Below are 21,144 nucleotides of genomic sequence, written 5' to 3' on the forward strand. Positions count from 1 at the left end.
TTCCCCGCCCTTCTTATTGTTTTACGAGTTCGGCGCCGGCTGGCGTGGCGACACGAACGCCACCCTGCCCCACCAGAATCAAGTTGCCATTGCCTGCGGCTGTGACTGCCGAGAGTGAAATCCGGTCCGGGCGATTGAACACGCTGAACGTCTGGCCGTCGTCATGGCTGACCACCACGCTGCCACCGTTGCCGACGACGACGATGGCGCCATCATCAAGCAAGGTGGCGCCAGACAGGCCGAACTCAAGCGCACCGCGTGTGGCATTGAGTTCGACCTGTTCCCAGGTGCTGCCGAAATCCGTGGAGCGGTAGAGATTGCCGCGCAAGCCATAAGCCAGCAGGGTCTGCGGCTGCGCCGTGCTGATCACGCCAAACAACGAGCCCTCGTAGGGACCTTCGAGTTTCTCCCAGGTTTGGCCATCGTCGCTGGAGCGGAACATGCTGCCCTGTTCGCCGACGATAAACAGGCCGGCGTCCTTGATCCGGGCGATGGCGTTGAGGTGAAACTGGTCTTCGTTATCGAGGCGGTCACTGACGTCGGCCCAGGTGGTGCCGCCGTCGGTGGTTTCAATCAACGCACCGTAGGCGCCGACGGCCAGTCCGTGCTTGGCATCGTTGAACCACACATCGAGCAACGGCGCTTCACGCTTGAGGTCTTCATATTGCTGGGTCCAAGTGGCCCCGCCATCGGAACTGGCAAGAATTTGCGCATCATGGCCGACGGCCCAGCCCTGTTTGTCATCGACGAAAAACACCGCCGTGAGCAGTTGCCGGGTGGGAACTTTGGCTTGGGTCCAGGTGTTGCCCTGGTCATCGGAATACAGGATATGCCCACGATCACCGACCGCCACCAGGCGCTTGCCGGCGTGAACCACATCGATCATCAAGCCTTTGGCGGCCTTGGGGGATTGAATCGCAAATACCGCGGCGGCGGAGGTATCGCTGGCGGCCAGCACGGGCGTAGACAACACCGCACCGGCAAGCAGCGAGAGCGCTGTGGCCAGCAACGCAACCCTGCGTGCGGCGCGTGGGCGGCAAACAACCCAACCCATGACAGGCTCACTCATAGACCTTTCTCCCATTTATTATTGTTAGGTCGGCTTATCTTCCAGGACGTTGAAACCTGCAATCTAGAGCGCCTGGAGTCAGCACAGGCCATCCTATCGGGCTTTGGAATCGTCTGACAATCGGCGCTACGTTATCTTTTGTTAACTGGCGGCGTTTGGCTACGGCTGAATAGGTTCATATCAACTGAAGTGATGAGTGAATTTTTATTCCAACTATTGATATTTGCGAATTTTTATTCCATTAATGCCATCCCTGAAAACAATAATCAAAGGACCACGGCTATGCGTGAACTCGGAATCGGCTTGATCGGCACAGGCTTCATGGGCCGTGCCCACGCGTTGGCGTTCAATAATGCGCGCACAGTGTTCGAGTTGCCGGTACAACTGAAGCTTGCTGCCCTGGCCGATGCCGACACCGAGCGAGCCCAACGCTGCGCCACGGCCTGGGGGTTTGCCCAGGCCCATGGTGATTGGCAGGCGCTGATCGAGGACCCTAAGGTCGATGTCGTGGCCATCACCACCCCCAACCACCTGCACTACCCCATGGCCATGGCCGCGATTGCGGCGGGCAAAGCGGTGTATTGCGAGAAACCCCTGGCCATCAGCCTGGAGCAAGCCGATGCCATGCGCCGTGCAGCCAGCAACGCCGGGGTGGTGACGCGAGTGGGCTACAACTACCAGCACAACCCGATGATCGTGTTGGCGCGCCAGATGCTAGCCCGGGGTGAGCTGGGCCAGATCATCAGCTTCCAGGGTGAGTTCAGCGAAGACTTCATGGCCGATCCGGTCTCGCCGTGGTCGTGGCGCTGCGAAGTGGGACACGCCGGTGGTGCTCTGGCTGACCTGGGCAGCCATTTGCTGTCGATGGCGCGTTACCTTGTGGGCGATGTGATCAGTGTGTGTGCCGATACCCAGACCGTGCATGCTCAGCGCCCCGCTACCCAAGGCAGCACTGATTTGAAATCCATCGCCGTGGATGACCAGGTGCACGCCCTGCTGCGCTTCGCCAACGGTGCACGCGGCACGGTGAGCAGCAGTTGGCTCAAGCACGGCTACAAAAACCACCTGTGCTTTGAAATAAGCGGGACCAAAGGCACCTTGGCGTTCGATCAGGAGCGCTTGAATGAACTGCGCCTGCACCGCGTCGGGCAGGACGGCTTTCAACGCGTGTTGGCAGGCCCTACGCTGCCCGGCTATGCGGCGTTCAGCCCGGCGGCGGGGCATCAGTTGGGCTACAACGAGCTGAAGACGCTGGAGGTGCAGGAATTGATCATGGCGCTGGCGGGGCAAGGTGCGGATGGCACGGACTTTGAGGCTGCATGGGAGGTAGAGCGATTGGCGACAGCGATTCGCGTGGCAGCCCTCGAAGAACGTTGGGTCAAGGTCAGCGCGCTTTAATCAATCCCGGTGCAAATAATCAATCACGTCGCCCTGTCTACGGGCGACGTCACTCATTGTTGCATGTTCTTTGCGCGCACTCATTGCTTGTTTTCTAAATAACGAAAATATGAGAGCACGAGCCATTCAACGCTCATTCCATCTGACAAGATAACGCTCGCCCTTCGATTAACTATCTTGGCACCTCCCCCACAAAGTAATTATTCCGACAACACCTAGCACACTAGCAACATGATCACAGTTACCTAACAACACAATCATATATCGAAATACTGTACCCCTAGAGCAGCCTCCCAAAAGCGTCTAACTTACCCCCGCCTTCAACATCAATTGCAAGCATGGCCAGCAACTAATACCCACTTACTCAAGGGTCTCAATCATGTCGTCGATTCGCGCTTACTGCCCGCCCGCAAAATCGTTCTCTGTGACAACCGAAACTTCCAACTTATCCGCTAGCAACTCACTCTCTTCCGATCCTCCCAATGAAGTTGCTAAAAGTCTCACTCGCAGCAACTATAAAATACAAGATCGCAATGGTGACGGACAACTCACTGTGTCCTATGCATTTACCGAATTCAGCGAGACCAAAAAGAGAGCATTCAGGCAGGCACTTCGGTCTTGGGAAGATGTTATAAAAGTCAATTTTGTCGAAAATGGCAAAAATGCTGACACTCACCTGTCAGTTCGGGAAATCTCAGGTGGGGGCGGTGACGCTACGTTGCCAAATGCTTACGGCGCTCAGGACGTAAATATCGGAAAAAATGAAGGGGCCGGGCTGCATGCGGCAATGGTCCACGAGATCGGGCACACCTTGGGACTTGAGCATCCGGATCTTGACCTCCCTCAAAGCAGCGACGTCTATAGCACTATGAGTTATAACTTCAGCCTGTTTCGCCCCCATGAAAATAATAAAAACTCGTTCGTATCGGACTCTTCCCAAACCCCGATGATGCACGATATTGCCGGCGCTCATTTGCGATACAAGGCCAACGACGAAACCCGTAAAGGCAATACGACCTACGGTTTCAACTCCAACACAGAGCGCGACCACTACACGTTGACCTCCCCCAACGACTTGCCGTTCTTTTGTGTCTGGGATAACGGCGGTGAAGACACTCTGGATTTTTCCGGTTTCAAAAAAAATCAAAGGATCAACTTGAACGCGGGAACACTCTCGGATGTCGGCGGCCGTGAGGGTAATGTATCAATTGCCAAGGGCGTTGTTATTGAAAATGCCATTGGCGGCTCGGGGCACGATGTGCTGATCGGCAATAATGCCAACAACCGCATGAGGGGAGGTGCTGGCGGCGACACGCTGACCGGTGGAGGTGGCGCAGATACTTTTGTATATAACAGTGTCAGCGACTCACCTGGTGAAAACCCCGATACACTCACAGACTTCACAAGTGGCATCGACAAGATTGACCTGACAACCATGTTGAAAGATGCGGGCATCCAGAAACCCAAGCTTGTTGACTGGCACACGGGGAAGAAAGGTGAACTGACGCTGGACTACGATGAGAGTATCAAGCGCTACAGGCTGATCATGAATGTAACTGGCGACCCCTATTCCATGCTGGTGATTCTGAGTGAAAAGCCCATAAAGCCCACAGATATTTTGACGAATGCCACCCCAGTGGTGCCACCTGAATCAAAACTTACACGCCCTTCCGTTCCCACTCCGGTACCCACGACGCCACCCCCGGTTACGCCTCCACTTGCGCAATCCACAGCCGCCGACACTGTCTACGGCTTCAACTCCAACACGGGCAAGCCCGAAACCAGCCTTACGTCTCCCACCGACAGGCCCGGTTTCAGCGTGCACGACAAACAAGGCAATGACACGCTGGACTTCTCTGGCTTCGCGCAAAACCAGCGAATCAACCTGACCCCGGATTCACGCTCCAGCGTGGGTGGTTTGACTAACAACGTGCACATCAGCGCCCAAACCCTTATCGAAAACGCGAAAGGCGGCACAGGCAACGATCGTATTACCGGAAACAGTGCGGACAACGTCCTGACTGGAGGTGGCGGAGCCGACATACTGACCGGCAACGGTGGCTCCAACACGTTTACTTATCATGCCGCCGGCGACTCCCCGCGCAACAACGCTGACTTGCTTATGGACTTCACCACAGGCCAAGACAAAATCGACTTGAGCAGCCTGAGCGAAAATTCGCAAGTCCAACTCAACTACGTCAGTCAGTACAGCGGACAACCGGGCGATACCATCCTGACATTCAACCCAAAAACCAATAGGTACTTCCTCGGTGTCGATTTGACGGGAAATGGCAAGACTGATTTCTTGATCAAAAGCATCCGACCGATCCACAGCCAGGATGTCATTGGTCTCAATTTCCCCGAAGATGGTTACCTCTGACGATTGGCCAGCCCCGGTAAACCGAGTCAGCGCAATGCGCGCCGCAGTACCTTGCCAACAGTCGTCTTGGGCAGCTCGGTACTGCGGAACTCCACATACCGGGGCACCTTGTACCCCGTCAGGTATTCCCGGCAATGCGCAAGAATCTGCTCCTGGGTCAGGGCCGGATCCTTGCGCACCACGATGATCTTGACCTTCTCCCCACTCACGGCATCTTCCACACCGATCGCCGCCACTTCTGCGACACCCGGGTGCATCGCCACCACGTCCTCGATTTCATTGGGGTACACATTGAAACCCGAGACCAGGATCATGTCCTTCTTGCGGTCCACTAGGCGGATATAGCCGCGCGCGTCCATCACCCCGATATCGCCGGTGGACAGCCAACCGTCGGCATCCAATACCTCAGCGGTTTCCTTGGGCCGCTTCCAGTAGCCCTGCATCACTTGCGGGCCGCGTACTTGCAGCTCGCCTTGCTCGCCGATGTCAGCCAGCTCGCCGTCTTCGCGTATGAAACGCACCCAGGTCGACGGCAACGGCACGCCGATGCTGCCGGTAAATTCCATCTCGCGCATACGCGAAATATCGATAGGGCTGATGCTCACCACCGGCGAACACTCGGTCAGCCCGTAGCCTTCGATGATCGGCAGCCCGGTCACCTCCTTCCAGCGCTTGGCCACCGCGGTGTGGGTGGCCATACCGCCGGCGATCACCAGGCGCAGGTCGGAAAAATCCCGCGAGCAGAATTCCTTGTTCTCCAGCAAGCCGTTAAACAGCGTGTTAACCCCGGCAATCCCGTTGAAGCGCTCTTTGCGCAGGATCATCTGCACCCGCTTCACGTCCCGCGGGTTGGCGATGAGGATATTGCGCCCACCCAGGCACATGAACATCAGGCAATTCACGGTCAGCGAAAAGATGTGGTAAAGCGGCAGCAGGGTCACATTGGTTTCCTGCTTGTGCTGGTCCAGTTGGTCGCCGACCCAGGCCTTGGCTTGCAGCAGGTTGGCAATGATATTGCGATGGCTGAGCATCACGCCCTTGGCATCGCCGGTAGTGCCGCCGGTGTACTGCAGGAAGGCCAGTTCATCGCGATCCAACGCAACCGGCAAGTGGTGCAACCCCCTGCCCTGTTCAAGCACCTGCTTGAAGCGCAGCGCGCCGGGCAGCTTGAAAGCCGGCACCTGCTTCTGCAGGCGGCGCAGGATAAAGTTCATCGCAGCGCCCTTGAAGGTCCCCAGCAAATCACCGATAGCCGCTAGCACCACGCGCTTGACGCTGCTGCCGGCCATGGCTTTTTCCAGGGTGTGGGCGAAGTTCTCGAAGATCACCACGGTTTCGGCGCAGCTGTCCTTAAGCAAGTGCTTGAGTTCATGGGCGGTGTACAACGGGTTGACGTTGACCACCACGGCACCGGCCAGGATCGTGCCCAACAGGCAGATCGGGTATTGCAAGCAGTTGGGCATCATCAGCGCCACGCGGTCGCCCTTTTTTACGCCCTGGCCCTGTAACCAAGCGGCAAAGGCGATGCCCTGAACCCTCCAGTCGGCGTAGGTCATTTCGGTGCCGATGCTGACGTAGGCCACCCGCTCGCTGAATTTTTCCAGATGCTCCAGGAACACTTCACGCAGCGACGGATACTCCTCGATCCCGGCCTCGATATCGGCTGGAACGCCGGGCAGGTAAGTGTTCAACCAGATACGTTCGGTGTGTTCCAGGCTGATAGCGTTCATGGCAGTGTCCTTATTGTTGTTTTTAAAAGCGTTACTTTTCGACGATGGCGGTAATGCCCAATCCACCCGCCGCACAGATCGAGATCAGGCCGCGGCCACCACCGCGTTCATGGATCGCCTTGGCCAGCGCCGCCAATTGCCGACCGCCAGTGGCCGCGAACGGATGGCCGCAGCCCAGTGAGCCACCGTTGACGTTCATCTTGCTGCGCTCGATGGTGCCCAAGGGCGTCTCAAGGCCGAGCCGCTCGCGGCAATATTCAGGGTCTTCCCACGCTTTGAGCGTACACAGCACCTGGGCGGCAAACGCTTCGTGTATCTCGAATAAATCAAAGTCGGCAAAACTCAAGCCTTCCCGTTGCAACATGCGCGGCACGGCGTAGGCCGGTGCCATCAGCAGGCCCTCGGTGCCGTCGACAAAATTTACCGCCGCCGTCTCACCCGTGCGCAAGTAGGCCAGCACCGGCCAGCCATTGGCAGTGGCCCATTCTTCACTGGCAAGCAGCACCACCGAAGCGCCATCGGTCAAGGGCGTGGAGTTGCCGGCAGTGAGGGTGCCGTTCTGGCGGTCGAATACCGGCGACAGGCCCGCCAGTTTCTCCAGGCTGATATCGGCACGCAGGTTATTGTCGCGGGCCAGGCCGCGATGGGGGCTGATCAGGTCGTCGAAAAAACCGCGGTTGTAGGCCGCGTCCAATCTTTGGTGGCTGGTAAGGGTCAACTCGTCCTGGGCCAGGCGCTTGATCTGCCAGCGCTTGGCCATTTCTTCGCAGTGCTCGCCCATGGACAGCCCCGTACGCGGCTCGCCATTGCGCGGCAGCAGCGGCTTGAACAACATCGACGGGCGCACGTTGAGGAGTTGCTTGAGCTTGTCGCCCATGCCCTTGGCGCGATTGGCCGCAAGCAAGGTATGGCGCAAGGATTCGTTGATGCCGATAGGCGCGTCGGAGGTCGTGTCGGCGCCACCGGCAATGCCGACTTCGATCTGGCCCAGAGCGATTTTATTTGCCACCAGCAGCGCAGCTTCAAGCCCGGTGCCGCAGGCTTGCTGCACATCATAGGCGGGGGTTTGCGGCGACAGTGTGGTGGACAACAGCGCTTCACGGGCCAGGTTGAAATCCCGCGAATGCTTGATCACTGCCCCGGCGGCAAATTCGCCCAGGCGTTGGCCATGCAGGTTGTAACGGTCGACCAGGCCCTGGAGAGCGGCGACCAGCAGATCCTGGTTGCTGTCATGGGCATACACCGTGTTGGAGCGAGCAAACGGAATGCGATTGCCGCCGATAATCGCCACGCGGCGAGTTGGCGCCGGGTTGAAGCTGTAGTCACTCATCACTGGTTCTCTTTCCAAATAAACAGCCCGCGCATATGGGGTTTGTCCCCGGCGAAATTGCGCACTTCGAACTCACGGCGTGGGCCGGTCACCGGGTGGCTCCACAGGGCGACCTGGCCAGGCAGGAATATCGGCAACTTGAAATCGCAATGCGCTTGCGCCTGCTCCAGGCCACCGGGCGGTTGTTGCGCCGCCAATGCACGGCCCAGCGTCCACATGCCATGGGCGATGGCACGGCGAAAACCAAAAAGCCTGGCCCCAATGACCGAGGTGTGAATCGGATTGAAATCCCCCGAGACCTTGGCAAAGCGTCGCCCCAGGTCGGCGGGAAGCACCCAGCGCTGGGTGCGCAGCAAGCCTTCCTCCTGCAATGGCAATGGGTCATTCCATGGCTCACCCACGGGGTTGTTGACGTTACGGCGCAGGTACAGGCTGTCGCTTTCCCACACCAGCGCGCCCGCACTGAAGGCACGGGTGGCGATACTCAATGCCTGCCCCTTGGGATGCGCGACCCAGCGCTCGCAGTACACCTCCACGCGCAACGCCTGGTCCTGGTGCAGGCGCTGGTGCTGACGAATACGATTGGCCAGATGCACCATGCCGCTGGCCGGGTACGGAAAGCTTGGCCGGGTCAGCAGCATCAAGTGCAAGGGGAAGGCCAATACATGGGGGTAGGACAGCGGCACGCCCTGTTCGGGACGAAAGCCACAGGCCCGTGCGTAAGCGGCGATACCCGCGGGGGAAAGCGCCACTGCAGAGCGCACCAGGCACGCCGTGGGTAACTGCGGCGCACCGTCGAGCTTGGGCTTGCGCATAGCACGCATACCGTCGAGCAGCAGCTGCGTGCGCGACGGCGGCGGGTCGATAATCTGCGTCACATAGTCCATCGCTTCAGGCTCCCAACAGGCTTTGGCCACACACTCGCACGACCTGGCCATTCACTCCGCCCGACGCAGGATGAGCGAGCCAGGCGATAGTCTCGGCCACATCAATGGGCTGCCCGCCCTGAGACAATGAATTCATGCGCCGCCCCGCCTCACGGATCATCAACGGGATCTTCGCGGTCATCTGGGTCTCGATAAAGCCGGGCGCCACCGCATTCACTGTGACCTGCCGGGCCGCCGCACGCGGTGCCAGACCCTGCACCAGGCCAATCACGCCCGCCTTGGAGGTGGCATAGTTGCTTTGCCCCAGGTTGCCGGCAATCCCTGAGATCGACGACACGCAGATGATGCGCCCACCGGCGTTGATGCCCTGGTTGTCGAGCAAGGCTTCACTGAGCTGCAACGGTGCCTGCAGGTTGACCGCCATCACGCTGCGCCAGGCGGCTTCGGTCATCTTGGCGATGGTCTTGTCACGGGTGATCCCGGCGTTGTGCACCACCACATCAAAGCCACCGTATTGGCTGACATGGGCTTGCAACAGCGCGGCGGTGTCGGCGGCGGTGATGTCCAGGGGCAACGACGACCCGCCGACGCTGGCGGCGGCCTGTTGCAAAGCTTGCTGGGCCTGGGGCACGTCCACGCACACCACATGGGCGCCGTCACGCGCCAGCACCTGGGCGATAGCCAGGCCGATGCCTCGGGAAGCACCGGTGACCAAGGCACGGCGACCGGCGAAGGGTTTGTCCCAATTGACGGTGGTGTTGCCATCCACAGGTCTTTCCAGGCGCACCACCTGCCCCGAGACATAGGCAGAGCGGCGTGACAGGAAGAAGCGCAAACTGCTGTCCAACGCCTCCTCGGCACCCGGCGCCACATACAACAATTGCACGGTGATCGCCCGACGCAGCTCCTTGGCCAGCGAGCGCACCAAACCCTCGAGGGCGCGCTGGGCGATGGCTTGGGGCAAGTCCTTGCAGTGTTCCGGCGCGGTGCCGAGCACCACCACTCGGCCATGTTGGCCTAGGCGTTTGGCATTGGCGTGGAAGAACAGGTAGAGCTCGTCCAACTGTTGCAGATCGACCACGCCACTGGCATCAAACACTGAGCCTTGCACCTTGACCGTGGATGGCGCCTTGAGGGTTGCCGCTGTGGCGGCGACGGTGTCGGTGGCGCTGAAGATACGCAGCACCGACGCCGCCAGGCGCCCTGCCCCGGCGATGATCACCGGGTTGGCCAGCCCGGCCTGGCCGCTGCGATGACGCTGCAGCGCCAAGGGTTGCGGCAAGCCAATAGCCTGGGCCAGGCGACGGCCCCAGGGGGAGTTGACGAATGAAAGGTAGTTGTCACTCATGGTAAGCACTCACTCACGCCACACATTTGCCTTGTAAACCCAATCAAATGTGGGAGGGGGCAAGCCCCCTCCCACACTGTCAATTCACCGGGGCGTTTTCGCTTTGGCTGCTGCGCCGTTTGGCGGCCGGTTCGAGCGCCTGCTTGCGCTGCTGCAACGCCTCCAGCAAACCAAAATCCTGGGGGAAGTCATCCACCTGGATACCGTGATCGGCGTATTCCACGTAGCGGCCCAGCAAGGCGTCCTCGTCGTCGCTGATCAAGTCCAGCGCCCGCGCCTTGACGCGCCATTCGGTAAAGGCCGTGGCCGAAATCGGCAGCGGGCCAAGCAAACCTTGCTTGATGGCGGGTTTAAGCCGAGCCTCGATCGACTCCACCTGTGGCAGTAAACGAAAGCCCAATTCGCCGTAGGCCAGCTTGTCGATTTCCGGGCGCGGTATGTAGGAATTGGCCAGCAAGCGGTCGCGGGTTTCCCCAGGGGTTTGCACCACATCGGCCACTTGCGCCAACAGACGATCCGACGGTTTGTGCAGGGGAATGCCAAACGGAAAACTCAACGCGCGCACCACCGTCGCCGCTGGTTTCGACGGGTAGTTGTCGAGCACTTCGGCCAAGGCTTCATGGGCGCGCAGCAACGCGTCCTGCGCCGCCCAATGCACCAGCGGCAGATCTGCCTGGGGCCGGCCGTCGTCCTCGAAACGCTTGAGCACGCACGACAGGATGTACAGCTGCGACAGAATATCCCCCAAACGCCCGGTGATACTTTCCTTGCGCTTGAGGGCACCCCCGAGCACGCCCATGGAAATGTCCGAGATCAACGCCAGCACCACCGACAGCCGATCGGCCTGACGGTAGTAGGACGCCAGCGCCGGGTCGGTCTTGGCAGGCGCGGCAAGCAGGCGCCCGCCAGTCAGGGAATGCACCGCTGCGCGGACGGTGTTGGCCAGTACAAAACTCACATGGCCGAACATCGCGCTGTCGAAGTCTTCCAGCGCCTTGCGCCGGTCCGGGTTGCGCGCCGCTTCCATTTCGCGCAACACATAGGGGTGGCAACGAATCAGGCCCTGACCAAAGATGATCAGGCAGCGGGTCATGATGTTGGCGCCTTCCACCGTAATGGCGATGGGGCTTTGCTGATAGGCACGGGCGAGGAAGTTATTGGGCCCCATGCAGATACCCTTGCCGGCGACAATGTCCATGCCGTCGTTGACGATGAGGCGCGCGCGCTCAGTGACGTGGTATTTGGCAATGGCTGAGATCACTGAAGGTTTCTCGCCGGCATCCAGGGACGCTACCGATACCTTGCGCACCGCATCGCAGGCATACAGGTGCCCGGCCATGCGCGCCAACGGAGCCTGCACCCCTTCGAACTTGCCGATGGGCAAGCCGAACTGCTTGCGCATCGCCGCATAGGCTGTAGTGCCGCGCACGGCGACTTTACCCAGGCCAACGTTAGCCGAAGGCAGGGAAATAGCCCGGCCCGCGGCCAGGCACTCCATCAACATGCGCCAGCCGTTACCGACTTGTTCACGGCCGCCAATCACCCACTCCAGTGGAATGAATACGTCCTTGCCGGTGGTAGGACCGTTCTGGAACACCGCATTCAGCGGCCAGTGACGACGACCGCTGTTCACCCCTGGATGAGAAGTCGGGATCAGCGCACAGGTAATACCCAGGGAACCGGCCGCGCCAAGCAGGCCGTCCGGGTCTTCGGCGCGAAATGCCAGGCCCAATACCGTGGCAATCGGGCCAAGGGTGATGTAACGCTTGTCCCAGGTCACTTTGAAACCCAGCACTTCTTCGCCTTCGTGCAGACCTTTGCAGACAATGCCCAGGTCCGGGATCGCACCCGCGTCAGAGCCGGCATACGGGCTGGTCAAGGCAAAACACGGGATGTCTTCGCCCCGCGCCAGGCGCGGCAGGTAGTAATTGCGCTGGGCGTCGGTGCCGTAATGCAGCAGCAATTCGGCCGGGCCCAGGGAGTTGGGCACCATCACCGAAATCGCCGCCGCCGAGCAGCGAGTCGACAGCTTCATCACCACCTGGGAGTGGGCGTAGTGGGAGAAGCCTTTGCCTCCGTACTGCTTGGGAATAATCATGCCGAGGAACCCGGCGTCCTTGGTGTATTGCCAGCCTTCGGGGGACATGTCCTGCCAGACTTGGGTGGTTTCCCAGTCGTTGGCAATGTCGCACAGGGTTTCGACCTCATTGTCGAGAAAGGCTTGCTCCTCCGCACTCAGGCTGGCCGGCGCGGCTTGCAACAGGCGCTGCCAGTTGGGCTTGCCGCTGAACAGCTCGGCATCCCACCACACAGTGCCGGACTCGATGGCCGCACGCTCGGTGTCGGACATCGCCGGCATGATCGTGCGAAACAGGCCTAGGGCCTTGCTGGTCAACAGCGTGCGGCGCAGGGGTTTGAGCGCCAGCACCAGGGCCGGCAACACCACCAGTACCGCCGCGACGGCGGTGCCCAGGCCGGCCACGACGTTGAACAGGTAACCCGCTGCCAGCCAAACCAGGCCAGTGACCAGCCACAGGGTAGCGGCGGCTTGTCGATACGCCAGGGCAATCGCTGCTGCGAAACCCACCAATAACCAGATAAGCATAGGGATACCTCTACTTGATTCGAGATGTGGCCAAAGCACAGGCAGGTCGAGCTGCGCGGCGGCGTAAAACCACACTACAAACTTGAAAGACTAAATTCAAATTTTGTTTTGAAATTTTTATTTAATCCTTGGGCAAAAAAACGGCTGACCGAATCAGCCTGCTCAAGGATTACCGAGAAACATCACAGCCCGTCAGAAAAAAGCCCTGGGGGAAGGCAGCAAGATGCGCTTGCCGCCCTCCTCCATTCTGCGCATGTATCACTAGAACGCGTAGGTTGCCGACAAACTCACTACATCCCCGGAAGACTCGGCCTTGCCATCCAGGCTCGCACCGCCAAGGCGATCGATGTTCTTGGTCTTGAGGTTGACCTTCTGCACGAACTGGTGGGAATAGGCCACGTCCAGGCTCAGCCCCTTGACGGCTTTGACGTCGTAACCCGCACCCAGGGAAAGGAACGTGCGGTCGCCGTCCGGAATCCGTGGGTCGCGGGTGGAGTTACGTGTCGGTGTCTGATCAATCGCCACACCGGCTCGCAAGGTCAGCTCATCGGTCGCACGATAATCACCGCCGAGGGAGTACATCCAGGTGTTCTTGTAGTTGTAGGGAATGGAGACAATCCGCATGTCTCCGGAGTCGAGCGTCAGGTCCTTGAACGATGACCATTCGGTCCACGTCACGCTTGCGCCCAGGGTCAAGCGATCATTGAACTGATGCACCCAGTCCAGGCCGGCGGTGGCAGGAATGTCCAGCTGGACACTGGCATGGGCGCCATTTGGGGCCAGTTCCAGGCCTGGATACGCGGTGTTGACCAACGTGCCGGTGCCCCCGAATGGGCTGGGTTGCGTCATGAGGTTGTAGGAAAACTGATCGGCATACAGGTTGTATTTGCCGGTCATCTTGTTTTTGATCTTGGCGTGGTAATTCAAGCCCAAGGTGTCGCGTTCAGTGGGTTTCCACACCACGCCGGCAAACCAGCCAGTCGAGATATTGTCGACCTTGACGCGCATCAACGCGTGCCCCACATCGGACGGGAAATTGATGCCGCCCAGCTCGGAGTCGGACACCGCCGCCGCAGACAACAGGTCGACGTTCTGGCTGACGAACCCCTTGCTGTGTTGCACGATCATGCCGCCACCGATAGAAAACTGGTCGTTGACTTTGAAAGACAACGAGCCCGTCAACCCGACGGTTTCGATTTTGGTATCCACGGCAAAATCGCGCACTTTGGAGTCTTCATCCCAGGTGGAGCGCATGCCCTGGGGCACGACCTGGCTCAAGCCGAAGGCGAACCGATCGCCCAGTGGCATCACCATGAAGCCAGTCGGCAGCCAGGCAGTGAAGCCACCCTGGCCCCCATCATTGTTATTGACCGCGGTCGCTGCACCGTCGGGAAAACCATTCTCGTCCAACGGCGTACTGGAAATCGGGTTGCCGGCATAGTCAGAGGCATTGCCCTTGTACTTGATCTTGATCCGCGCATAGTCGACCGTGAATTGCGCGACGTTGTGTTCGACAAACGCCATGGCGGCCGGGTTGTTATAGGCCGAGCTAGGGTCGTTCTTGAATAACGAGCCACCGGCAAATGCCCTGCCCCAACCAGGCGCGCCGTAAGTAGGGGTAGAAAAACCGCCAGCCTGCACAGGCGCGGTGACTATCGCACCTCCTATCAGTGCCAGCCCCAGCAACACCTGTTGTTTCTTATTATTCATGCGGCACTCCTTATTGTTATCTCTCTGAGCCGGCCCTGCCGGTTCGTCTTGCTGCCAGGCCATTGGTGAACTGGCGCCTGGTTCAGGCGCCAGTTTTTGAGCAGGTGATCAACCCCGCATTTCAACCTGCCATCAAGGCACGATGGTGAAGGTTGGGCTTGGGGTCACGCTCAAGCTCACCACGGTGCAGCTGCCGCTAAGCCCTTGGTTGGCCGCCGTCAGCACCCCACCGCTGTAGCCCACGGTAATGGTCGATGGGCCACAGTTGGATGCCGGGTACAGAACCGATGAGGCAATGGTATAGCCAACATTGGCGACCGAACCTGCGGTTGGGCCGGTGGCGGTCAATGTCCATGGCAATCCAGTGATTTTCGGCAATGCGCAAAGGCCGCTGCCGCTGACCGTTACTCCGGTGATTTTTGCTACCCCAGTGGCATCTACGTTGCCGGTAAAGTTCGCGGTGCAGTTAACGGTGGCCTGATAGGACGACGGTGATTTCACCGAAATGGTGCCAGGCGCAGTGAAGTTAGAATTAACCGGCGTGATGCTATAGGCATTGGCCATGGAGGCAGCACCCATGCAAACAGCCAAGGCAGAGAGCGACACGAGAGTTTTCAAGCTTTTCATTGTTTTTCCTCACATGTTATGGCGATTCATTTCGCCAGGGGTAATGGCCATGATCGAGAGGTCACGGTGAAACTGCAGAACTTCCCTTTCCAGCCAAATTTCAATGCATTTACCGCTGCAACAGTTGGAACGGTTTATTCGACCACTTTGAAGTTGGGCGGCATCTTGATGGATACCGTGTTGATCTTGCAGTCTTCGCCAATAGCAACATTGGCGGCTTCCAACTTGCCGGTGGCGTTATCCCAAGTACCGTCGGCGGTTGAAGGGCCGCACTTGCCGCCCAGGCCAAAGGCGTGCACATCGACGCTGATCCTGGACATCGAGCCGCTTTTTGTATCTTTGGCGACCAGCACCCAGGGCAAGTTGATCGCTTCGACACGGCTGCATTTGAGGCCCCCGTCAAATTGAACTTTATCGACATTCACCGATGAGCCATCGGCCGCGACCTTGCCGGCCACCTTGATAGTGCAGTCGGCGCTGATCAGCTTGCCTTTGGAAAAGCTGATGGGCCCTTGGGCCGTGAAGGCACTGCCGGCAGGTTCGATACGGGCCGCCTGGGCCTGGTGATAAACAATCAGGCCCATCGCTGCCAGCAGGATGTGGGCGGTGAACTTGGCAGAACTTTGCATGGTGTACGTCCTTCCCTTGAAATTATTTTTGTAGGGTCAAACCACGTTCTTGCACCTGATACTGGGGGCGACAAGGACCTGCGCGATACACAGATCCCCAGTACGCCCGTACTGCTTACTTCATCTCAGAACGGCTTGGCGCTGTTGCTGTACTTCTCCAGATACTTCAAACGCTGTGACGGTTGAAGATTGGTCAGGGTGATATCCCCGGCATAATGATTGAGCACCCGATGGTCCATACGACGTCGCCACAAGTAAGGCACATAGGCCCAGACAATCATGCTCGCGTAACCATACGGAAGTTGCGGTGACTCATCGAAGTGGCGCAACGACTGATAACTGCGCGTGGGGTTGGCATGGTGATCGGAATGCCGCTGAAGTTGGAACAGGAAGATATTGGTGACAATCCGGTTACTGTTCCATGAATGGCGCGGCGAGCAGCGTTCGTAACGGCCATTGGGCAACTTCTGGCGCTTGAGGCCGTAATGCTCGACGTAGTTCACCACTTCCAGCAACGAGAACCCGTAGATGCCCTGGATGATCAGGAACGGAATCACCGCCGCGCCCAACCAGGCAATCATCGCGCCCCACAACACCACGCTGTACATCCAGGCACTGAGCACGGCGTTCTTCCAGTGCAAGGCCGGCAAACCGAGTTTGCGCAGGCGTTCGCGCTCCAGGTTCCAGGCCGACACGGCGCTGAACCACACCGAACGCGGCAGGAATGCCCAAAAACTTTCCCCCAGCCGCGAACTGGCGGGATCTTCCGGGGTGGCGACCCGAACGTGATGGCCGCGGTTATGTTCGGTGTAGAAGTGCCCGTAGAACGTCGGCGCCAGGGTGACCTTGGCCAGGAACACTTCCAGGGGCTTGGGTTTGTGCCCCAGTTCATGAGCGGTGTTGATCGCGATGCCCGTGGCAGCGCCGGTGGACATTGCCATACCCAGGTAAGTGAACACGCTGATGTGGCCATGCAGTTCAGTGCGTGCGGTGACGAATGCAGCAGCCTTGGCCAGCCAGCTCGACGGCTCAAGTGTGGCCGTGGCGTTCAGCAGGCCGCCGTTGATGATCCAGTCGATGCCACCGGCGGCCAGCCAGCCGGTGATAATCACTGAAGAGATCACAAACAGCACGCCGGTGTAGACGATCCAGCGATAGTAACGTTGGGATTCAAGGTTGCTGACGGCAGATTCAGGCGGGTTGCTGACATCTTCTCCGAGCAGGCCGTCGATCAGGGGGATCAAGCCGAAGATCACCAGCACACCCACCCACCACAATTGCTGTACGCCGGTGCCGATCGCCAGGGCGCCGGAGAGCAAGGGGGTTGCCAGTGGCATGATGCCGAGCCACCACAGGTGGCGCTTTGCGTCGGTCCAGACGTGCGGGGCGGCCAGGGTCTGATTCATGGCAACCTCCGTACACATTCGGTGTGCATTGGGGCAGCAAACAGGTTTACGGAGCGCTGACTGCCCCGAGAAATCAACCATGCGATAAAAGGCGTTTTTTTCATTATTTTATTCGCTCTTAGGCATTTCAAAAATAATTTCAAATTACACATTGAAATAATTTTTTTAAATAAATAGCGCGGAATCGTTAGGTCGTCAACTAGTTTCTCCCGCCCTTTTTACCGTGACCGGGCAGTCTCTTTTTCAGCCGTCTGGTCAGGTGTCTAGGACAGGCATCAACGCCTTTGAACCGCGAGTCGGGTGCACCCTTATCTACTCGCCAGAGCCTTGGGAGGGTGCAACAGCCGGATGCCTGCCCCGGGCCTGACGCGCTTGGCGACCTGCTCCACCAGCGCCACCACTCGCTCTGTCGCGGTGATCGGCAACATATGCCCACAGCCTTCGACCACTTGCATTTTCAGCCCTGGCACCTTGCTCGCCAGGGCCTGGCCGTGTTTCTGAAAGTCGAGCACCTTGTCGCGGGTGCCATAGATCAGCCCGATGGGCAAGGTCAGTTGCGGGTAGCGCTTGACCATGTCGGGCAGGTGGTCGTTGACCCGGTTGATTTCGGTGGACGCGGCATAGAAGTTGTCCGGACGCATGCCCAGCAGCCCGCCGCCCCGGGTGGCGAAGTCCGGCGGTGCGGCATCGGGGCCGAAGACGCCTTTGACCACCGCATTTTTACTCAGCAGGCCAACGGGCATCGTCAGGGTGTGGGCAATCCAGCGTCGCAGCCAGGCCGGGCGCACCGATAATGACAGGAACACCAGCGGCAACATGCGTTGCGGGTGAGTCAAAGGCGCTACCAGTACCAACCCGGATACCGTATGGGGATGGTCGAGGGCCAGCGCCAGAGCAACCGCGCCACCCAGGGAATGGCCCAGCACCAACGGCTTGCCCAGGTCGAGCGTGTCGATAAAGGCCGCGATTTGTCGGGCCTGACCCGGTAAGTCTGCGGCCGTGCCACTGTGTCGGCTGGAATAGCCGGACCCCGGCCGGTCAAGGGTGATCACGCGAAAATGCTCTCGCAACTGACCGGACAAGGCATACGTGAGGTTACGGCTGCTGCCCATCAGCCCGTGGATCATCACCAGCGGCGGGCCCTTGCCCTCTTCGACATAATGAAAGCGCTCGCCATCCACCTCGACGAAACGCCCGTTGATCGGAACCCGCGCTTCAATGCGCCGCGTCATCCAGGCACTCAAGCCCCATAACGCCGCGCTGGCGCCGGCCAGCACACCCGCAGCGACAACCCATTCCACAGCCATAGCTCGGTCCTCTGCTTCCCTGCTGCTGGCGACCCGACCGGAATTGATCAAGGCCTCAGCCATCGTCCACCCCTTGGACCTGGGCGCCCTGCATACCACGCTCGTCCGTCGGACAAATCGCACATGCGGAACAAGGTCCTAGCGTAGGCGAAATTTTCAGGTAGATTATTTAAAATCTTTTTTAAAATAATTAATTCAATTTTCCTTTGCAATGGTGTTCTATCTAAAAGACAAAACAAAAAGAGGAGCACATCCGATGCCCACCCGCTTTCTATCTATGAGGCACGCCCATGACTGCCCACAGTGATTCAATTGACATTGCCATCATTGGCTCGGGATTCGCTGGCCTGTGTATGGCGATCAAGCTCAAGGAGGCCGGGCTCACCGACTTCTTCATCGCCGAACAGGCCGAGACCCTCGGCGGTACCTGGCGCGATAACCACTACCCGGGTTGCGCCTGTGACGTGCAGTCCCATGTGTATTCATTTTCCTTCGCGCCCAACCCGGACTGGTCGCGACAGTTCGCGACACAACCTGAGATCCGCGCCTATCTGGAACACTGCGCCACACGTTTTGAGCTGGCGCCCTATCTGCGTTTTGGCATGGCCCTGCAACGTGCGGTGTTTGATGAGCAACAGCAGCGCTGGCACCTGAGCTTCAGCAATGGCCGCCAAGTCAGCGCACGGGTGCTGGTCTCGGCCATGGGCGGGCTGTCTCGCCCGGCGCTGCCGGATATCCCGGGGCTGGACAGCTTCAAGGGCAAGCGTTTTCACTCCCAGCAGTGGGACCATGACTACTCGTTGAAAGGCAAGCGCGTGGCCGTGATCGGCACCGGCGCCAGTGCCATCCAGTTCGTGCCGCAGATCGCGCCACAAGTGGCGCACCTGGACCTGTTCCAGCGCACGCCGCCCTGGATCATGCCCAAACCGGATCGGCCGATTTCAACGCTTGAACGCTGGCTGTTCAAACACTTGCCGTTCACCCAAAAGCTGGTGCGCGGCGCGTTCTATTGGGCACTGGAAGGCCGGGTGGTGGGTTTTGCCTTGCACCCACGCCTGATGAAGATGGTGCAGAAAATCGCCCTGCGGCATCTGCGCAAACAAGTGGCCCGCCCTTCCCTGCGCAAGACGCTGACGCCGGACTACACCATCGGCTGCAAGCGCGTGCTGATCTCCAATGACTACTACCCGGCGCTGTCGCGCAGTAATGTCGAGGTGGTCACCGACAGGGTGCTGCGCATCGAAGCTGACGGTGTGATCACCGCCGACGGGATCAAGCATCCCGCTGACTGCCTGATCTTCGGTACCGGCTTCCAGGCCAGCGACCCCTTGCCGCGAGACTGCATCATCGGCCGCGACGGCATCGACCTGATGGACGCCTGGAGCGACGGCGCCCATGCCTTCAAAGGCACCACCGTGCCGGGCTATCCCAACCTGTTTCTGATCGTCGGGCCCAACACCGGCCTGGGGCATAACTCGATGATCCTGATGATCGAAGCTCAGGTCACCTACATCCTCGATGCCTTGAAACACATGCAGCGCCAGCGCATTGCCACGGTCGAGGTCAAACCCGCCGTAGAGCACGCCTACAACCACCAGTTGCAGGACAAGCTCAAGCGCACCATCTGGAACACCGGCGGCTGCCAGAGCTGGTACCTGGACCCACGCACCGGCAAGAACACCACGCTGTGGCCCGGTTCTACCTGGCGTTTCAAACAGCTCACCCGTCACTTTGCGCTCAAGGACTACGTCGCCAGCCCGTTGCCGGCGTCCGCTCTGCCACGTCCCGTACCAGCCCCTCACTCCGCCACAGAAGGCAGCCTGTCATGAAGTCATTCAATGGCCGCGTTGCGGCGATCACCGGTGCAGCCTCCGGCATGGGCCGCGCATTGGCTTTAGCCTTGGCACGCGAAGGCTGCCACCTGGCCTTGGCCGACAAGAACAGCCAAGGGTTGGAACAGACCTTGGAGCTGATCCGCACATCGACCTTGTCGCCCGTGACCGTTACCACGCAGGTGCTGGACGTCTCTGACCGCCAAGCCATGCAGGATTGGGCTGCACGCTGTGCCGCGGAACATGGCCAGGTCAACCTGGTGTTCAACAATGCCGGGGTGGCGCTGTCGAGTACCGTCGAAGGCGTGGACTACGCCGACCTGGAGTGGATCGTCGGCATCAACTTCTGGGGCGTGGTGCATGGCACCAAGGCGTTCCTGCCGTATCTCAAGGCCAGCGGCGAAGGCCATATAGTCAATACTTCCAGCGTGTTCGGCCTGTTCGCCCAACCCGGCATGAGCGGTTACAACGCCACCAAGTTTGCTGTGCGCGGCTTCACCGAGGCCCTGCGCCAGGAACTTGACCTGCAACGCTGCGGCGTATCGGCCACCTGTGTGCACCCCGGTGGTATTCGTACTGATATCTGCCGCAGCAGCCGCATCGACGCGAACATGACCGGTTTTCTCATCCACAGCGAACAACAGGCCCGCGCCGATTTCGAAAAGCTGTTCATTACCGGCGCCGACCAGGCCGCCAAAGTGATCCTGCTAGGTGTACGCAAAAACAAGCGCCGTGTGCTGATCGGCCGCGACGCCTATTTTCTCGACCTGCTCGCCCGTTGCCTGCCTTCGGCCTATCAGGCACTGGTGGTGTTTGCCAGCAAACGCATGGCGCCCAAGCCGCGCACACAGGTCTTTGAAACCAACGACCAGTCCCATCTCTGAAC

General features: G+C 59.4%; 15 protein-coding genes. 4 read left to right on the top strand and 11 right to left on the bottom strand.

All coding sequences use genetic code 11. The features are described from left to right. Positions 1-13: 13 nt before the first annotated feature. On the bottom strand, positions 14-1,054 hold the full coding sequence (locus FW800_RS17050) for a WD40/YVTN/BNR-like repeat-containing protein (RefSeq protein WP_248161022.1): 1,041 nt from the start codon (positions 1,052-1,054) through the stop codon (positions 14-16). 297 nt (positions 1,055-1,351) lie between these two features. Between FW800_RS17050 and FW800_RS17055 the strand changes: the two genes are divergently transcribed. After that, the gene (locus FW800_RS17055; RefSeq protein WP_446438066.1) at positions 1,352-2,467 is read left to right on the top strand and encodes a Gfo/Idh/MocA family protein; all 1,116 of its coding nucleotides are present in this window, start codon (positions 1,352-1,354) and stop codon (positions 2,465-2,467) included. Between the two features lie 379 nt (positions 2,468-2,846). Next, on the top strand, positions 2,847-4,847 hold the full coding sequence (locus FW800_RS17060; protein ID WP_446438067.1) for a M10 family metallopeptidase C-terminal domain-containing protein: 2,001 nt from the start codon (positions 2,847-2,849) through the stop codon (positions 4,845-4,847). Positions 4,848-4,873: 26 nt separating this feature from the next. On the opposite strand, the gene FW800_RS17065 is transcribed toward FW800_RS17060, so the two are convergent. The 10 genes from FW800_RS17065 to FW800_RS17110 all read right to left on the bottom strand — a co-directional run bounded on the left by FW800_RS17065 (position 4,874) and on the right by FW800_RS17110 (position 18,426). Then, positions 4,874-6,577, bottom strand: coding sequence for an AMP-binding protein (locus FW800_RS17065; protein ID WP_446438068.1), 1,704 nt, complete (start codon positions 6,575-6,577; stop codon positions 4,874-4,876). A 31-nt stretch (positions 6,578-6,608) separates the two neighbouring features. Continuing rightward, on the bottom strand, positions 6,609-7,907 hold the full coding sequence (locus FW800_RS17070) for an acetyl-CoA C-acetyltransferase (RefSeq protein ID WP_078821204.1): 1,299 nt from the start codon (positions 7,905-7,907) through the stop codon (positions 6,609-6,611). Next, on the bottom strand, positions 7,907-8,794 hold the full coding sequence (locus FW800_RS17075; RefSeq protein ID WP_446438069.1) for a MaoC/PaaZ C-terminal domain-containing protein: 888 nt from the start codon (positions 8,792-8,794) through the stop codon (positions 7,907-7,909). The genes FW800_RS17070 and FW800_RS17075 overlap by 1 nt, the downstream gene beginning before the upstream one ends. A gap of 4 nt (positions 8,795-8,798) precedes the next feature. Beyond that, complete coding sequence (locus FW800_RS17080; protein ID WP_446438070.1) at positions 8,799-10,142, bottom strand: 3-oxoacyl-ACP reductase; 1,344 nt, start codon at positions 10,140-10,142, stop codon at positions 8,799-8,801. 79 nt (positions 10,143-10,221) lie between these two features. After that, positions 10,222-12,747 (bottom strand): acyl-CoA dehydrogenase, encoded by a 2,526-nt coding sequence (locus tag FW800_RS17085; protein WP_446438071.1) that lies wholly within the window; start codon positions 12,745-12,747, stop codon positions 10,222-10,224. A 261-nt stretch (positions 12,748-13,008) separates the two neighbouring features. Beyond that, positions 13,009-14,457: an outer membrane protein transport protein gene (locus FW800_RS17090; protein WP_005787826.1), complete on the bottom strand. Its 1,449-nt coding sequence runs from the start codon at positions 14,455-14,457 to the stop codon at positions 13,009-13,011. Positions 14,458-14,589: 132 nt separating this feature from the next. Beyond that, a complete protein-coding gene (gene praB / locus FW800_RS17095) occupies positions 14,590-15,084 on the bottom strand; it encodes an alkane oxidation protein activator PraB (RefSeq protein WP_005787825.1) in 495 nt (164 codons plus the stop codon). A gap of 134 nt (positions 15,085-15,218) precedes the next feature. Then, positions 15,219-15,713 carry an alkane oxidation protein activator PraA gene (praA, locus tag FW800_RS17100; protein ID WP_446438072.1) on the bottom strand — a complete coding sequence of 165 codons (495 nt, stop codon included), beginning with the start codon at positions 15,711-15,713 and terminating at the stop codon, positions 15,219-15,221. A 125-nt stretch (positions 15,714-15,838) separates the two neighbouring features. Further along, entirely contained in the window at positions 15,839-17,119 is a 1,281-nt protein-coding gene (locus tag FW800_RS17105) for an alkane 1-monooxygenase (RefSeq protein WP_032880808.1), read from the bottom strand. A 308-nt stretch (positions 17,120-17,427) separates the two neighbouring features. Continuing rightward, a complete protein-coding gene (locus FW800_RS17110) occupies positions 17,428-18,426 on the bottom strand; it encodes an alpha/beta fold hydrolase (RefSeq protein WP_446438073.1) in 999 nt (332 codons plus the stop codon). Between the two features lie 290 nt (positions 18,427-18,716). Here FW800_RS17110 and FW800_RS17115 point away from each other — a divergent pair, with 290 nt between their 5' ends. After that, positions 18,717-20,255, top strand: coding sequence for a flavin-containing monooxygenase (locus FW800_RS17115; RefSeq protein ID WP_446438074.1), 1,539 nt, complete (start codon positions 18,717-18,719; stop codon positions 20,253-20,255). Beyond that, positions 20,252-21,142 (top strand): SDR family NAD(P)-dependent oxidoreductase, encoded by an 891-nt coding sequence (locus FW800_RS17120; RefSeq protein ID WP_446438075.1) that lies wholly within the window; start codon positions 20,252-20,254, stop codon positions 21,140-21,142. Before FW800_RS17115 ends, FW800_RS17120 begins: the two co-directional genes overlap by 4 nt. Positions 21,143-21,144 lie beyond the last annotated feature (2 nt).

The organism is Pseudomonas sp. 910_23, from assembly GCF_052850795.1.

Coding starts and splice junctions, on each gene's coding strand:
- praA (WP_446438072.1), bottom strand. CDS start 15,713: ATGCAAAGTTCTGCCAAGTTCACCGCCCACATCCTGCTGGCAGCGATG.
- FW800_RS17105 (WP_032880808.1), bottom strand. CDS start 17,119: ATGAATCAGACCCTGGCCGCCCCGCACGTCTGGACCGACGCAAAGCGC.
- FW800_RS17080 (WP_446438070.1), bottom strand. CDS start 10,142: ATGAGTGACAACTACCTTTCATTCGTCAACTCCCCCTGGGGCCGTCGC.
- FW800_RS17075 (WP_446438069.1), bottom strand. CDS start 8,794: ATGGACTATGTGACGCAGATTATCGACCCGCCGCCGTCGCGCACGCAG.
- FW800_RS17110 (WP_446438073.1), bottom strand. CDS start 18,426: ATGGCTGTGGAATGGGTTGTCGCTGCGGGTGTGCTGGCCGGCGCCAGC.
- FW800_RS17090 (WP_005787826.1), bottom strand. CDS start 14,457: ATGAATAATAAGAAACAACAGGTGTTGCTGGGGCTGGCACTGATAGGA.
- FW800_RS17115 (WP_446438074.1), top strand. CDS start 18,717: ATGACTGCCCACAGTGATTCAATTGACATTGCCATCATTGGCTCGGGA.
- FW800_RS17120 (WP_446438075.1), top strand. CDS start 20,252: ATGAAGTCATTCAATGGCCGCGTTGCGGCGATCACCGGTGCAGCCTCC.
- FW800_RS17055 (WP_446438066.1), top strand. CDS start 1,352: ATGCGTGAACTCGGAATCGGCTTGATCGGCACAGGCTTCATGGGCCGT.
- FW800_RS17070 (WP_078821204.1), bottom strand. CDS start 7,907: ATGAGTGACTACAGCTTCAACCCGGCGCCAACTCGCCGCGTGGCGATT.
- FW800_RS17085 (WP_446438071.1), bottom strand. CDS start 12,747: ATGCTTATCTGGTTATTGGTGGGTTTCGCAGCAGCGATTGCCCTGGCG.
- FW800_RS17065 (WP_446438068.1), bottom strand. CDS start 6,577: ATGAACGCTATCAGCCTGGAACACACCGAACGTATCTGGTTGAACACT.
- FW800_RS17050 (WP_248161022.1), bottom strand. CDS start 1,054: ATGGGTTGGGTTGTTTGCCGCCCACGCGCCGCACGCAGGGTTGCGTTG.
- praB (WP_005787825.1), bottom strand. CDS start 15,084: ATGAAAAGCTTGAAAACTCTCGTGTCGCTCTCTGCCTTGGCTGTTTGC.
- FW800_RS17060 (WP_446438067.1), top strand. CDS start 2,847: ATGTCGTCGATTCGCGCTTACTGCCCGCCCGCAAAATCGTTCTCTGTG.